14 protein-coding genes and 2 pseudogenes are annotated in these 14,030 nt (G+C 66.5%); 10 read left to right on the top strand and 6 right to left on the bottom strand.

Going from position 1 to position 14,030, the window contains the following annotated elements:
* Positions 1–45: 45 nt before the first annotated feature.
* From M8859_RS31260 to M8859_RS31245, 4 genes and pseudogenes are all read left to right on the top strand, one after another.
* Positions 46–693, top strand: coding sequence for a response regulator transcription factor (locus M8859_RS31260; RefSeq protein ID WP_195071791.1), 648 nt, complete (start codon positions 46–48; stop codon positions 691–693).
* Between the two features lie 113 nt (positions 694–806).
* A pseudogene (locus M8859_RS31255) lies at positions 807–2,512 on the top strand (sensor histidine kinase).
* Positions 2,513–2,947: 435 nt separating this feature from the next.
* Positions 2,948–3,862 carry a universal stress protein gene (locus M8859_RS31250; RefSeq protein ID WP_249645351.1) on the top strand — a complete coding sequence of 305 codons (915 nt, stop codon included), beginning with the start codon at positions 2,948–2,950 and terminating at the stop codon, positions 3,860–3,862.
* A gap of 291 nt (positions 3,863–4,153) precedes the next feature.
* Complete coding sequence (locus M8859_RS31245) at positions 4,154–4,600, top strand: CBS domain-containing protein (RefSeq protein ID WP_195071789.1); 447 nt, start codon at positions 4,154–4,156, stop codon at positions 4,598–4,600.
* Positions 4,601–4,913: 313 nt separating this feature from the next.
* On the opposite strand, the gene M8859_RS31240 is transcribed toward M8859_RS31245, so the two are convergent.
* The gene (locus M8859_RS31240) at positions 4,914–5,684 is read right to left on the bottom strand and encodes a universal stress protein (protein WP_249645350.1); all 771 of its coding nucleotides are present in this window, start codon (positions 5,682–5,684) and stop codon (positions 4,914–4,916) included.
* 418 nt (positions 5,685–6,102) lie between these two features.
* On the opposite strand from M8859_RS31240, the gene M8859_RS31235 reads away from it, so the two are divergent.
* The 6 genes from M8859_RS31235 to M8859_RS31210 are packed head-to-tail and all read left to right on the top strand — an operon-like array spanning position 6,103 to position 11,111.
* Entirely contained in the window at positions 6,103–7,239 is a 1,137-nt protein-coding gene (locus M8859_RS31235; RefSeq protein ID WP_195071787.1) for a 4Fe-4S dicluster domain-containing protein, read from the top strand.
* Positions 7,226–7,735 (top strand): Crp/Fnr family transcriptional regulator, encoded by a 510-nt coding sequence (locus tag M8859_RS31230; protein WP_249645349.1) that lies wholly within the window; start codon positions 7,226–7,228, stop codon positions 7,733–7,735. Before M8859_RS31235 ends, M8859_RS31230 begins: the two co-directional genes overlap by 14 nt.
* A complete protein-coding gene (locus M8859_RS31225; protein ID WP_195071786.1) occupies positions 7,732–8,586 on the top strand; it encodes an FAD/NAD(P)-binding protein in 855 nt (284 codons plus the stop codon). Before M8859_RS31230 ends, M8859_RS31225 begins: the two co-directional genes overlap by 4 nt.
* Positions 8,583–9,356, top strand: a complete 774-nt coding sequence (locus tag M8859_RS31220; RefSeq protein ID WP_249645348.1) for an NADH-quinone oxidoreductase subunit B family protein — start codon at positions 8,583–8,585, stop codon at positions 9,354–9,356. The genes M8859_RS31225 and M8859_RS31220 overlap by 4 nt, the downstream gene beginning before the upstream one ends.
* Positions 9,343–10,632, top strand: a complete 1,290-nt coding sequence (locus M8859_RS31215) for a Ni/Fe hydrogenase subunit alpha (RefSeq protein ID WP_195071784.1) — start codon at positions 9,343–9,345, stop codon at positions 10,630–10,632. Before M8859_RS31220 ends, M8859_RS31215 begins: the two co-directional genes overlap by 14 nt.
* Positions 10,629–11,111, top strand: a complete 483-nt coding sequence (locus M8859_RS31210; protein ID WP_223515828.1) for a hydrogenase maturation protease — start codon at positions 10,629–10,631, stop codon at positions 11,109–11,111. Before M8859_RS31215 ends, M8859_RS31210 begins: the two co-directional genes overlap by 4 nt.
* Before the next feature lie 60 nt (positions 11,112–11,171).
* Here the strand turns inward: M8859_RS31210 and M8859_RS31205 are convergent, their stop codons facing one another.
* From M8859_RS31205 to M8859_RS31185, 5 genes and pseudogenes are all read right to left on the bottom strand, one after another.
* Entirely contained in the window at positions 11,172–12,074 is a 903-nt protein-coding gene (locus M8859_RS31205) for a universal stress protein (protein ID WP_195071783.1), read from the bottom strand.
* Positions 12,075–12,097: 23 nt separating this feature from the next.
* Positions 12,098–12,388 (bottom strand): SHOCT domain-containing protein, encoded by a 291-nt coding sequence (locus M8859_RS31200; RefSeq protein WP_195071782.1) that lies wholly within the window; start codon positions 12,386–12,388, stop codon positions 12,098–12,100.
* Positions 12,385–12,987: an Rv1733c family protein gene (locus M8859_RS31195; RefSeq protein WP_249645347.1), complete on the bottom strand. Its 603-nt coding sequence runs from the start codon at positions 12,985–12,987 to the stop codon at positions 12,385–12,387. The genes M8859_RS31200 and M8859_RS31195 overlap by 4 nt, the downstream gene beginning before the upstream one ends.
* A gap of 80 nt (positions 12,988–13,067) precedes the next feature.
* Positions 13,068–13,819, bottom strand: a pseudogene (locus M8859_RS31190) (SulP family inorganic anion transporter); the annotation flags it as partial.
* A complete protein-coding gene (locus M8859_RS31185; RefSeq protein WP_223515816.1) occupies positions 13,714–13,965 on the bottom strand; it encodes a SulP family inorganic anion transporter in 252 nt (83 codons plus the stop codon). The pseudogene M8859_RS31190 and the gene M8859_RS31185, both read right to left, overlap by 106 nt.
* Positions 13,966–14,030: the final 65 nt, after the last annotated feature.

Raw genomic sequence — 14,030 nt, 5'->3', positions numbered from 1 at the left:
CCTGGCACTCCGTAGTCTGAGATAACAGCATGAAAGGGGTTATCCATGGTCAAGGTGTTCCTGGTCGACGACCACGAGATCGTCCGCCGCGGCGTCGCCGACCTCGTCGAACTGGAGCCGGACCTGGTCGTCGTCGGCGAAGCGGGCAGCTACTCCCAAGCACTGGCCCGCATTCCAGCGCTCCGCCCAGATGTTGCCGTGCTGGACATGAGACTACCCGACGGCAACGGCATCGAGCTGTGCCGCGAACTCCTCTCGGCCGATCCGAACCTGCGCTGCCTGATCCTGACCTCCTTCACCGACGAGCAGGCCATGCTCGACGCCATCCTCGCCGGGGCCAGCGGTTACGTGGTCAAAGATGTCAAGAGTCTCGCCCTCGTCGACGCCATCCGCACCGTCGGCGCTGGTAACTCGCTGCTGGACAACCGAGCAGCCGCCGCGCTCATGGCCAAACTCCGATCGGAAGCGGAGGCCAAAACCGGCCCGCTCGCCAGTCTCACCGACCAGGAACGCGCCCTGCTCGCCCTACTCGGTGAAGGCTTGACCAACCGGCAGATCGCCGGTCGGATGTTCCTCGCGGAGAAGACCGTCAAAAACTACGTGTCGCGCCTGCTGACCAAGCTGGGCGTCGAACGTCGCACCCAGGCCGCAGTTATCGCCACCAAGCTGAAACAGCCGGAGAAGCAGTCCTGATGTGACCGCCTGGTCTCGGCGATGGTCCGCAATGGGAGCCAGCGGCTCGATCGTGGGAGAATGCGGTCCATGGAGGGCAGCCGTTCACGCCCAGGTCCAACGGCCGGACCTCGGTGACGGAGACCTTGTCGCAGCTGCGGCTACGTGAGCTGCTCATCGAGGTCCAGGACCGGATCGCGCAGATCGTCGACGTACGCGATCGAATGGACCGGCTCATCGAAGCCATGCTGGTGGTCACCGCCGGACTCGACCTCGACAACACCTTGCGCACCATCGTGCACACCGCCATCGAGCTCGTCGACGCCGGGTACGGCGCCCTCGGTGTCCGCGAAACCGATGAAGCCAGCAATCAGCTGGCCGAGTTCGTCTACGAAGGGATCGATGACCGCACCCGCGTCATGATCGGCGACCTACCCCGCGGGCACGGCGTACTCGGATTGCTTATCGAAGAACCCAAACCGCTACGACTGGCCAGAATCGCCGACCACCCCGCCTCGGTGGGTTTTCCCGCACACCACCCGCCCATGCACACCTTCCTCGGTGTCCCCGTCAAAGTGCGTGACGAAGTATTCGGCAACCTTTACCTGACCGAAAAAGCACTGGCGGACAAGAGTTCACCGAAGACGACGAGGTCGTGGTCCAGGCATTGGCCGCCGCAGCGGGTATCGCCATCGAAAACGCCCGGCTCTACGAGCAGTCCAGAGTCCGGCAACAATGGCTCGAAGCCATTCGCGACGTAGCAACCGAACTACTGGCCGGTGGTGAACCCGAGGCAGTCCTGCAATTCGTCGCCGAACGCGCACTCACACTGACCGACTCCGCGATCACATTCCTCGCTCTGCCCGAGGACCCCGACATCCCCCACGACGAAGTGACCGAACTTCTGGTCGCCGCCGCCGCCGGACCGAATTCGGAGGCGATGAACGGTCTGCATGTGCCCGTTGCCGGTACGCATGTGGGCGAGGCATTCCAGACAGGACGATCATCCGCCACTGTCGACGAACCGCTCGCCGATACGTTCGCCGAGACAGCGCCCGAGACGGGCCCCGCTTTGATTCTCCCGCTGCGGGCACGGGGCTCGGTGATCGGCGTGCTCGCCTCCCTCCGGGCGGCCGGAGCGACACCGCTGGACACCGCCACGCAGGCCATGATGGCGGCGTTCGCCGACCAGGCGTCCCTTGCCCTGCAATTGGCCGACAACCAGCGCCGGATGCGTGAACTCGACGTCCTCTCCGACCGCGACCGCATCGCCCGCGGTCTGCACGACCACGTTATCCAGCGGCTGTTCGCGGTGGGTCTCTCCCTGCAGGGCACAGTGCAGCGGGCACGAGTACCGGAGATCAAATCCCGCCTGATGGACACCATCGATGACGTGCAAGGCATCGTTCAGGACATCCGCCACTCGATTTTCGACCTACAGAGCAACACGACGGCGGATTCATCCAAGTATCGAAAACACCTGCAAGGCATCGTTGTCGAGATGACCGCCGACACCGGCCTGCGGACAACCGTCCGGCTAGCCGGACCGGTCACGGTACTGGCGCCACCTCTGTCCGACGACGTCGAGGCAGTTCTGCGGGAGGCGGTGAGCAACGTGGTGCGACATGCGGCCGCGAGCACCGTGGCGGTCGAGTTGCAGGTCAAGGACGACGTCACCATCGCGGTGACCGACGATGGCGCGGGCGTTCCGGCGAACATCTCATGCCGCAGCGGACTGGCGAACCTGGCCGCGCGGGCCGAGAACGCCGGTGGCAGTTTCAGCGTCACCAACCGGCCCGAAGGCGGCACCGAGCTGCGCTGGACAGCTCCGCTGCCGTAATCGAGTTCGACGGCTGGACAACGTCCATCACGGCGCGACAAGTACCCGGAACGGATACGTTCTCGCACTGTCGAAACCGGTACGCGAACGCCGCAGCACCACGACGTTTCAGCGCTCCGCCGTCGAGCGACCTCTGCGCCGCAGTAACTTTCGGTCGATCGAGCGGTACCGAGTCAGGTTCGCTGTCTCGTCTGCGCCGGAGTAGCGTGCGATGCGGTCGCTGTAAGCTCGCCGCCTTCGCGGCGAAACGAACTCGCTCACGGTGACGTGCGAGCACCTGACGCAGCCACGGATGCGCACAACACCGAACAGACGAATCGGCGCGGCACCCCCAACTGCCTATCGGCCCTCCAGTCGAGGACCAACGCCAGCAGTCGCCGCAGGTGCCGATCCCTACCGTACAGATCACGGATCCGCACACCGAAGGGCACCGACATGGTTGATCAGCACGAGGACAATCCGCACGAACCCGCGTCCGCTGCGGTAGTGGTCGGCACCGACGGCACCGAGCACGCCTCGGCGGCTGTCCGCTGGGCGGCCCGGACGGCAGCGGATCGCGGGCGCCGCCTGCTGATCGTGCACGGAATGAACCTTCCCGCGGCTCGCGCCACGCTCGGCGTTTACGACGTGATGGTGCCCCCGGTCAGCGAGACGATGCGCGCACGCGGTTCGAACATCCTCACCGAAGCCCGCGCGCTGGCGCATGGTGTCGCCCCTGATCTCGCTGTGGCCACGAAGCTCGGCGAAGAGAACGCCGCAGCGCTGCTCACCGCACTGTCGGCGCACGCGCATCTCGTGGTCTTCGGCGCCACACCGGGCGTGGGCACGATCGCTCATCTCGGATCGACCTTGCTCGCGGTGACCGCCCACGCGGACGGCGCTGTCGTGGTGGTGCGAGGCGACCGGCAGCTGACCGGCGACCGCGCACCGGTTGTGGTAGGCGCCGACGGCAGCGAAGTGGGGGAAGCGGCCATTGCCGCCGCTTTCGCCGAAGCGGCAGCACGCGGTGTCGATCTGGTCACCATCCACGCTTGGAGCGACCTCTCCGCCGGTGAATTCGCGGGAGCGCAGTACCTCGAGATCCCGCTGGAGAACCTGGAGATCGGTGAGCGAGCGCTGCTGGCCGAGCGACTCGCGGGCTGGCAGGAGAAGTACCCCGACGTCACCGTGATCCGCAAAGTCTATCTGTCCGAGCCTCGTGAACATCTGGGCGATTGGTCGCAGAACGCGCAACTCGTCGTCGTCGGCAGCCGCGGCCGGGGCGGATTCCGGGGCCTTCTACTCGGTTCCACCAGTCATTGGCTCATACAGCACGCCGAGTGCCCCGTCATGGTCGTACATCCGAAGTGAGGGTGTCCTCTGTCGGAGGCGGTCGCGGCGACGACCGACCCACGACGCGAGTGGACCACGCGGGTGCACTCGATGGCGTCGACCGGCGCATATTTCGGCTCTGCATCTGCGACCCGACGACGCGTACCAGCGGCTGTGCACACGTCATCTCCTCAGTGTCCTCAGCACACCGGTGACCGCCGCCGCGGTGGCACCGACGTCAGGATGACCTTCTGCCCTGTCGATACTTCCGCCGCCGTCCAATGATCATCGAGGTAACGAGCACGCCGCCCGGAGTAAAAGGAGATCCCCATGACTACCGTGCAGACCATCATGCGGCCCGACGTACAACACATCAGTGTTCGAGAGACCATCGCAACAGCCGCCCAGCGGATGCGCCAGCTCGATATCGGCGCGCTGCCGATCTGCGACGGCGAAGGTCATCCCGTCGGCATTGTCACCGATCGCGATATCGTCGTGAAGGTCGTCGGTGTCGGTGCAAATCCGAAGACCACTACCGCCGGAGAATTGGCACAGGGCGCCGAACGGCTGCACACCGTCGAGATCGACACCGAGGTGGACGACGCGCTGACGCTCATGCGGCAGCAGCGGATCCGGCGGCTTCCGATCACCGACAACAGCGTGCTGGTCGGCATCATCACCGAAGCCGATCTGGCCCGCCATTTGACCGAGAACACCGTCGGTGAATTCGTAGAAGCGGTCTGCGCCGCCAACCTGCCCACCACCGAGAATGCGTGAGGATCTGTCACCTCGATGCGCCACAGATCGGCATCCGGCGATGGAAGCTCGAAGCACTGCTGAGCGGTGTCACAGATGGTGCGGATCCCCGCCCCCGCCGATCGAAGCCGGATCGGTAACCTCGGCGCGGGCGCCAGCGAACGGCGGCGTGACCGAGGATGGGTCGCCCTCGGCCACGCCATCGAACGGTCGCTACCGAAACTCGCCCCGAGCCGGCGTTGCCACCGTGGTGTTCGATTGCGTCGACGCGGACGGGGGCGACCACCCGCCACCGCGCACGTATCGGTGACGCTGTCCGCTGGCTCGGTCTGGGTCATCGTGCGGTGTGGACCACCATGACCGGGCAGGAAGCGTGCTGCACCAGTGTGTTGGCGGTGGAGCCGAGCAGCATGCCCGCGAATCCGCCGCGCCCACGACTGCCTACGACCAACAACTGCGCGATCTTCGACCAGTCCAGCAGGTGGGGACCCGGCGCGGACACCTCGACCTTGCGGGTGACGCGAACACCCGGGAATTTCTCCTGCCAGCCCGCGATGCGCTCGGCGAGGATCGCCCGCTCGACATTGTCGAGTTCGGCCTCGAACAGGTTGATGTGACCGGCGAACCGGCCGGAATCCCAATCGCTCCAGACATGAACGGCGACGAGCTCGACACCGCGTTCGGCCGCTTCGGTGAAGGCAGCCGCGATCGCCGCGTCACCGCCCGGGCTGCCGTCCACGCCGACCACCACCGGGCCCGACGTGCGAATCGCGCCGCCGGCGTCGGGATCGCTGCGCACGATGACCACCGTGCCCTGCGCGTGGGCGGTCACGGCCAGCAGCGTCGAGCCGAGGTGCGCGAATGTCCCGGCGGCGGGGGTCGCTCCGATCACGACCGCGTACGCCTCGGCGCTGTGCTCGATCAACAGTCGCTTGCCGGTGTCGGTGGTCACGCGAACCGAGATAGACAACTCGGGCGCGACTGAACGGACCACACGTTCGGCCCGGGTGACTACGTCTCGCCCTTGTTCGCGGATGGCATCGACGACCGATGGAACCACGACCTCGTAGTCGCCCAGCACCCAGCCGGCCCCCACCAGATCCATGCCGTGCAGGATCTCGAGTTCACGTTCGCGTTCGGCCGCGAACAGCGCTGCCCACCGTAGGGCGGTCCACGACCCGCCGAACCGTCCACGCCGACGATCACCTTCGCCGTCGAGAGGTGATGAGGGTCGCCGAATCGCTGCTCTGTCATGAAAGCCTCCCGAGCCTGTGATCGCTTGGCGCTCAGCCGAGCGCCGACTCAACGGTATGAGCCGTGCCGCGGCTTGAATGCGGCTGATCGTCCCCGAGGGCAGGGCCGAAAGTCCGCATCGGCCGCGCCTGGAGAGCGACGTCCCTGTCAGGCACGATGCCGTCGGCCACCGCGATTCGGGACCTTGGTCCCTCGCGGCCGGTCTCGTCGTTCACCAGACTCAGACTCGGAAGCGGACGGCTGGACCCGACCGAACAGAGGCCTCGACAATGCCTGACGACGCCGTGGTAATCGACCGCGCTGGGCTGGATCGTCTAGTGGATGTGCTGCGTGAGCGCGGATACCGCGTCATCGGTCCGCAGGTGCGCGATGGCGCGATCGTTCTGGACGAACTGGACGGTGGTAGGCGGCTGCCTGCCGGATGGGGCGTGGAGACCGCGCCGGGCCGGTATCGGCTGCATCGCCGCGACGACGAGGCGGTATTCGCGCATTCAGCCGGTCCAGGATCCTGGAAGCAGTTCCTGCATCCACCACGTCGCAAGATAGCCCAGCTCGGACCGGATCTCGAGATGGAACCCGTCGAGGACACGCCGGTCCGCTCCGCGTTTCTCGGCGTCCGCGGTTGCGACCTCACCTCGATCGCGATCCTAGGGCAAGTGCTCGGCGGTGGCGCCCACCCTGACGCTTCGTTCACCGCCCGGCGGAAAGATCTCTTCGTCGTCGCCGCGAACTGCACGGAACCGGGCGGCGTGTGTTTCTGCGCGTCGATGGGTACCGGCCCCGGCGTCTCGGCCGGATACGACCTCGCGCTCACCGAGCGCATCGATGCTCAGGGACACCGATTCCTGGTCGACGTGGGCAGCGAAGACGGCGAGGAGATCCTGGCCGAACTCACCGCGCGTCCGGCGGACGCGGAGGAGGTCACGAACGCCAGGGCAGCGGTGTCGGCGGCAGCCGATCGGATGGGCCGTGAGATGCCCGAGGTCGACATCCGCGCACTGCTGCACGACTCCCGGGAGTCCTCGCACTGGCAGGACGTTGCCAGCCGCTGCTTCACCTGCGGAAATTGCACCATGGTGTGCCCCACTTGTTTCTGCACCAGCACCGAGGAGGTCACCGACCTCACCGGCGACCATGCCGAGCGCTGGGAGCACTGGTCGTCGTGCTTCGAACTGGACTTCTCCTACCTGCACGGCGGCAGCGTGCGGCAATCCGGTGAGAGCCGCTACCGGCAGTGGATCAGCCACAAACTCAGCACCTGGTACGACCAATTCGGCAGCTCGGGATGCGTTGGCTGCGGGCGGTGCATCGCCTGGTGCCCCGCCGAGATCGACCTGACCGCCGAGGTCGCCCGGCTGGCCGAACTGGCCGAACTGGCCGAGGAGACCGACCGTGCCAACGGGTGACGAATTGTCCGCGTTCGGGCGGCTGGCGGCACTGAGCCGAGAAGAGTTGCACACGCTGGCCGGCGCCGGGCGTGACGTGGCCTTCCCCGCCGGGGTCCAGTTGATCGCGGAAGGCCGGCCGGCCGACCGATGCTGGCTGATCCGCCGCGGCCGGATACTGCTGGACGCGCAGGTGCCAGGTCGCGGTGCCGTCGTCCTTCAGACCCTCAGTGGCGGCGATCTACTCGGATGGTCATGGCTGGTACCGCCCTACCGGTGGCATTTCGGCGCGGTGACAGCCGAACCGGTCGAGGCCATCGAGTTCGGCGCCCGAACCCTGGCCGAACTCGCCGACCAGGACCCGCGATTCGGCCACGCCCTGACTTTGATGCTGTTCGAAGCGCTATTGGAACGACTGCAGGCCACCCGGGCCCGGCTGCTCGACCTCTACCGCAACCCCGCCGAATTGTGCACCGCGGGTCTGCCCCGCATCACGGCCGGGCAAGGTGACCGATGAGCGTAGACACGCAGCCGCGCACGGCTCCGTCCGGTGACACGATGCTGCCCTACCGGGTCGTCGGCCGTACGCCGCAGACCTCCGACACCGTGACACTACGCTTGCAACCGGTACGGGATGCGGCGCAACGGTTTCGGGCCGGGCAGTTCATGATGCTCTACAGCTTCGGCGTGGGCGAGGTAGCGATCTCGATCAGCGGTGATCCCGCCGCCGGTGACAGCATTCTCGAGCACACCATCCGCGCGGTCGGCGCGGTCAGCGCGGCGCTGCACGACACCGATATCGGCGGCCTGATCGGTGTCCGTGGGCCGTTCGGCACCGAATGGGATCTGGCGTCGGCAGTCGGAGGAGATCTCGTCATCGTGGGCGGAGGGGTCGGACTGGCGCCGCTGCGCTCAGCGGTGCTCGCCGCCCTCGCGGCCCGCGACGACTACCAGCGGATCGTGCTGATCAGCGGAGCCCGCACCCCTGCGGACATACTGTTCCGCCACGACCAAGAGCGGTGGACAACCGCGGGTTCGATCGAACTGCATCAGACCGTCGACCACCCCGCACCGGGCTGGGACGGCCGAATCGGCTTCGTCACCGAGCCACTGGCCCACCTGACCGTGGAGCCCGGCAACACCACCGCCTTCCTCTGCGGGCCGGAACCGATGATGCGTTTCTGCGCACAGGGCCTGCTGCGCAAGGGAATTCCGGCCACCGATATCCAAGTGTCGTTGGAGCGCAACATGCAGTGCGGCGTCGCGCGCTGTGGTCACTGCCAGCTCGGCCCGCTGCTGCTGTGCCGAGACGGACCCGTCGTCGACTACGCGGCGGCCGAACCACTACTGGCGGTACGAGAACTATGACGAAGACACCGACACTCGCGGTATGGAAGTTCACGTCTTGCGACGGTTGCCAGCTCACCTTGCTCGACTGCGAGGACGAGCTGCTCGCACTCGCGGGCCGGGTCCGCATCGCCCACTTCGCGGAAGCTTCCAGCGCTATGGAGCCCGGCCCCTACGATGTCTCCCTGGTCGAGGGCTCGATCACCACCGAAGAAGAGCTGCGCCGGATCATCCGGATCCGCGAGCAATCCAAGATTCTGGTGGCGATCGGGGCATGCGCCACCCACGGTGGTATCCAGGCGCTGCGCAATTTCGCCGACGTCGCCGAGTTCACCTCGGTGGTGTACGCCAGCCCGGAATACATCGCCACCTTGAGCACCTCCACCCCGATTTCGGCGCACGTACCGGTGGACTTCGAGCTGCGTGGCTGCCCGATCGACCGGCGGCAACTGCTCGACACCCTGTGCGCGTTCCTCGCCGGCCGCGCACCCGACATCCCCAACACCAGCGTCTGCACCGAGTGCAAACGCCGCGGCACCACTTGTGTGATGGTCGCCGAGGGAATCCCCTGCCTGGGACCCGTCACACAGGCAGGATGCGGGGCCCTCTGCCCGGCATATCACCGTGGGTGCTTCGGTTGTTTCGGTCCTATGGCGAATCCCAACATCCATGCGCTGCTTCCCATCCTGCGTGTCAACGGCATGGACACCGATGACATCGACCGCGTTTTCGCCACCTATGCCGCCGCCGCGCCGGACTTCGCGAACAGGAGCCGCGATGAGTCACCGTAGGCAGCTGAAAGTCGGCTCGCTGGCTCGCGTCGAAGGCGAGGGCGCGCTGCGTATCGTCGTCGCGGATGGGCACGTCGAAACCGCGGAACTGAATATTTACGAGCCGCCGCGATTCTTCGAGGCATTCCTGCGTGGCCGCGCCTACACCGAACCGCCCGATATCACCTCTCGAATCTGCGGGATCTGCCCGGTGGCCTACCAAACCAGCGCATGCAACGCCCTCGAACAACTCTGCGGTGTGGAGTTGGAACGGCCACTGGCCGAACTGCGCAGGCTGTTGTATTGCGGGGAATGGATTTCCAGTCACTCCCTGCATATCCACATGCTGCACCTTCCGGACTTCCTCGGCTACCCGAACGCTATCGCGCTCGCCGCCGACCACCGCGGACTTGTCGAACAAGGGTTGGCGATGAAGAAGGCGGGCAACGCGCTACTCGAACTCCTCGGCGGCCGAGCCATCCATCCGGTCAATATCCGTCTCGGCGGCTTCTACTCCGTTCCCGAACCCACCGATTTCGCCCCTGTGATCGAATCGCTCAGCCGCGCACGGGATTGCGCGGTGAACACCGCACGCTTTGCGGCTGGATTCGACTTTCCCGAGCTGGAACTCGAGTACGAACTTCTCGCCGCGACCGAACCGTACCGATACGCCGTCGACACAGGTGCTGTGCACACCAGCACCGGGCTGCGGTTCTCTGCAGCCGAATTTCCCGATCACGTGCGCGAATACCAGGTACCGCACTCCACGGCCTTGCACGCGATGCTCGACGGCGAACGCTACTTGACCGGGCCGCTGGCCCGATACACGCTGAACTATCACCAGCTGTCACCGAGTGCCCGACAAGTCGCGGCCGAGATCGGGCTCGGCACCGAATGTCGTAACCCGTTCCGCAGCATCCTGGTCCGCGTGGTCGAAGTTCTCTATGCCATCGAGGAGGCGCTGAGCCTCATCGCCGGCTACGAACGGCCCTCCCGTGCCGCGATACCCCTAACGCCCCGCGCGGGGACCGGCCACGGTGTGAGCGAAGCGCCCCGCGGGCTGCTCTACCACCGCTACGAGGTCGATGATAACGGCATAGTCCGCTCGGCCACGATCATTCCGCCGACTTCCCAGAACCAAGCCGTTATGGAGGACGACCTGCGGCGCGTGGTCTCGGAGAATCTCGAGCTCGACGATGCCGCGCTCGCCGCGCTGTGCGAGCGCGCGATCCGAAACTACGATCCGTGTATCTCCTGCTCGGCGCACTTCCTCGACGTCGACGTGGTGCGCCGGTGACCGAGCCCTGGGCCGTGGTCATCGGCGTCGGAAACGACTACCGCAGTGACGACGGAGTCGGTTCGGCCGTCGCCCTCCAGATCGAACAACTCGGCATTCCGGGAGTTCTGGTCTCCCTGTCAGACGGTGAACCCACCACCGTTGTCGATATCTGGGCCGGTATGGACCTTGCCGTGGTGATCGACGCGGTGCGCTGCGAGCCATCGATTCCCGGCCGGGTCCGCCGCAGCGACTTCGATCTGCTCCAGCAGGCCGGCACCGCGTCGTCCTCCCACACACTGGGAATCCAGGACGCGCTACCCCTGGGCCGCGCACTCGGCCGTGTCCCCGGCCGGATCGTCGTCATCGCCGTGGACGCGGCATGCCTCGATCTGGGTGTCGGCTTGTCGGAGCCGGTCGCCGCCGCCGTTCCACACGCGGTCGAAACCGTCATCACGGAATTGCGCAGGGCCGAGCCGACGAATCGGCTCCGGAGGTAATCAGGTCAGTGCTTCTCGCGGCGGCGGATGTGACATGGTCGGCGATGGTCGGTCCCGCCGTCACCTCGAACGGACGACGATCATCGGCACGTCTATCGAGTGCAGCAGCGCATTGCTGGTCGACCCCAGCACCGCGCTCACGAATCCGCCTCGACCGTGCGTGCCCACTACCACCAGTTGCGTATTCGCCGACTCTTCCAGCAGGGACCGTGCCGGTCGATCCGCGGTGACGACGCGCCGCACGGCGACATCCGGATAGCGTTCGCTCCAGCCCGCGAGATTCTCGGCCAGCACCGCCTCCGCCGATTCGCGGGCGCCGTCCCATCCTCGGACCGGCACGTCCAGACCGCTCGTGTCGCTCCATGCGTGCAGCGCCACCAGGTCCACTTTCCGCCGCGACGCCTCCTCGAACGCGAGCTCGACGGCGGGCACGCTGTTGGCGGTGCCGTCGACGCCGACGAGCACCGGCTGACGGGCTGACACGGCGTCGATCGCCGAGATTCCGTGGATCACCGCGACCGGGCAGTGCGCGTGGTGGGTGGTCGCGGTACTCACCGAACCGAGCAGGCCCCGCTGGAACGCGCCGAGCCCGCGGCTACCGACCACAAGCATCCGCGCCTGCGCGGAACGCTCGATGAGTAGCGGGATGACCAGTTCGAAGCTCACCTCGGTGGTGATCGCGGGCTCGTCGCCCGGCGAAGCTGTGCGCGCCACCCGCGCAGCCTCGGTGAGGATGCGTTCGCCGTCCCTGCGCATCCACTCCAGGTCGGCCTCCCCCATCGAGATGCCCGGCCCGAAACCGGTGGGTATAGCCATGGAGGTGATGATGTGCAGCGCGCAACGATGCAGGGCTGCTTCGGCGGCCGCCCACGCTACCGCTTGATACGAACAGGCCGATCCGTCCACCGCGGCCAGGATCGACGAGTTCGGTGGTGCGAGGCGCGAAGCCTTTTCGGTGGACATGCCAACTTCCTTCCAGACTGCATTCACTGCCGCGTACGCGGGTCGGTGTCTTCGGCCGGGGTCGCGGGAGCGGGATGCAGCACCGCGAGGCGTCGCAGGTATCCGGATTCGTCGAGATCGCCGCTGGCGAACCGTTCGGCGAGCAGCGCTTCCGGTGACAAGCGCGCCGGGCCGCTGAATCGGGGTGCCTGCGCGCGCTCAGGTCTGCGCACGGCTACGAGCGCGATCGCCACCGCGATCCACAGCGGGACGACGAACAAGATCATGAGAACGAACATCCACCACTGTGGCCCGCTCCCGTACCAGTACATCATTGCCTTTCCTCTCTTGCCGGACGACACATCTGTCGCCACTCGCGCTCCCATCGCGCGCTACGCTGCCGCGCCAACACCAGGGCGACACCGTTCGCCAGGCACCATCCGCACAGCCAGACGCCCACCAGGACGGAAACACCCACGCCGATCCCGGCCACGACGGCGGTGTCCGGGTGGCGTGGTCGCGCGGTGGGAGTGCCCCCGGCGTCGAGCCACAGCTCGACACGATCGCCCAGCTGGGTCTTCTCCCGGACCGGCACGACAGCATCGCCCGTATGGCCGGACTCGTCCCATCGCGCTCGGGCTTCGTAACGATGCGCCGCGGTTCGGACGGGCTGGTCGGTGATCACGGCGTGAACCAGGGATTTCGTCGTGCCTTCGCTGCGGATTTCGGCGGAGGTGTCGGCATACGCGTCCGTAGCGAGGGCGCCCGCGACAGGCACCGCGATCAGCACCGCGATCGTGGCGATCACGCGGATCGCTGATTCGATGCGGTCGGACGTGCGCATCAGCTCGTTCGAACTACACGGTTGTAGCGACCACAAACGGAGCAGTCGAGTCCACCATCCGTCCAGCGGAATGATCACGCTTTCGGACATCGCCGTTTCACCTCTTCCGACGACGGGTGCCGTCAGCTTCGAGGATCGCGCGTCGAACGAGGCATCGGCAGAGACAAAGGTCATCCACCCGAGGGGCCGTCGGACCCCGTGTTCCGGTCCTCGCAGAAGGCTGCCACCGCGGTCGATAGTGTCGGATACAGGTGCCGCTCGCCGATTCTCGATGTCAGGCCGGAAGCGTCCAGGGCTTCGCGCAGGTCATGTTCGACCCGCGCCATGGCGAAGACGATCCCCTTGCCCGATAGTTCGGCCCTGAGTTGTTCCACGGCGTCCAATGCGGTCAAGTCGACCTCCACGTTGTCCTCGGCGTTGAGCACGAACCAGCGCACCAGCGTTTCCCCGCGTTCGGCGCTCGAACCCACCGCCGCCAGCGCTCGGCGGCGGAAGTCCTCCGCATTGGCGAAACACAATGGCACGTCGTATCGGTAGATCACCAGCCCTGAAACGGGTTTCGCGGTGGGATAGTCATCGATGTCGTGCATTCCCACCACCCCGGAGACGAAGCCCAGGATCGCGTCGTGGGTGCGGGCGATCCTCGCCGCAGCGCCGCGTAGACGACCAGCGCACCCAACGCCGCGGACGGAAAAGCCGCGAGGATGCCGCGTGCCCCCGGAAGCACGGCCAGCACACCGGCGAGTGTGACGAGTGAATACAGCTGGGTGCGAGCGCCCATGGCGTCGGCGATGGTGGTCCTGCTGCCCGAACAGTTCACCGGGAATCCGTGCAGCAGCCCGGCCGTGAGGTTGGTCGCGCCGAGGGCAGCCAGTTCGGTGTTCGCCTCCACGCGGTCGCCGTGGCGGCCGCCCACAGGCCGGCCACAGGCGGCAGCCCCGCGGTGGTCGCATAGGCCATGACTTGCGGGACGAGGTAGGCGGTCACGGTGACACCCGCGAGCAGATCCGCCCGCAGCCACGGCCGCTGGTAGCCCTTGAACTGTCCCAATCCCGGGAGTTCCAGCATCGTCTACCCAATGCCAGAAAGTCGGCCGGAATGGGACTCGCAAACGAGAGGCACCCCCAGCACAG

This window comes from Nocardia sputi (assembly GCF_023501985.1).
Note: the sequence above shows the minus strand (reverse complement) of the source record. Positions and strands in the feature narration are given on the sequence as shown.

Excerpts from the sequence above, each read along its gene's own strand:
- M8859_RS31260 (WP_195071791.1), top strand. The coding sequence starts at position 46 with ATGGTCAAGGTGTTCCTGGTCGACGACCACGAGATCGTCCGCCGCGGC.
- M8859_RS31250 (WP_249645351.1), top strand. The coding sequence starts at position 2,948 with ATGGTTGATCAGCACGAGGACAATCCGCACGAACCCGCGTCCGCTGCG.
- M8859_RS31245 (WP_195071789.1), top strand. The coding sequence starts at position 4,154 with ATGACTACCGTGCAGACCATCATGCGGCCCGACGTACAACACATCAGT.
- M8859_RS31240 (WP_249645350.1), bottom strand. The coding sequence starts at position 5,684 with ATGGATCTGGTGGGGGCCGGCTGGGTGCTGGGCGACTACGAGGTCGTG.
- M8859_RS31235 (WP_195071787.1), top strand. The coding sequence starts at position 6,103 with ATGCCTGACGACGCCGTGGTAATCGACCGCGCTGGGCTGGATCGTCTA.
- M8859_RS31225 (WP_195071786.1), top strand. The coding sequence starts at position 7,732 with ATGAGCGTAGACACGCAGCCGCGCACGGCTCCGTCCGGTGACACGATG.
- M8859_RS31220 (WP_249645348.1), top strand. The coding sequence starts at position 8,583 with ATGACGAAGACACCGACACTCGCGGTATGGAAGTTCACGTCTTGCGAC.
- M8859_RS31215 (WP_195071784.1), top strand. The coding sequence starts at position 9,343 with ATGAGTCACCGTAGGCAGCTGAAAGTCGGCTCGCTGGCTCGCGTCGAA.
- M8859_RS31205 (WP_195071783.1), bottom strand. The coding sequence starts at position 12,074 with ATGTCCACCGAAAAGGCTTCGCGCCTCGCACCACCGAACTCGTCGATC.
- M8859_RS31200 (WP_195071782.1), bottom strand. The coding sequence starts at position 12,388 with ATGATGTACTGGTACGGGAGCGGGCCACAGTGGTGGATGTTCGTTCTC.
- M8859_RS31195 (WP_249645347.1), bottom strand. The coding sequence starts at position 12,987 with ATGTCCGAAAGCGTGATCATTCCGCTGGACGGATGGTGGACTCGACTG.
- M8859_RS31185 (WP_223515816.1), bottom strand. The coding sequence starts at position 13,965 with ATGCTGGAACTCCCGGGATTGGGACAGTTCAAGGGCTACCAGCGGCCG.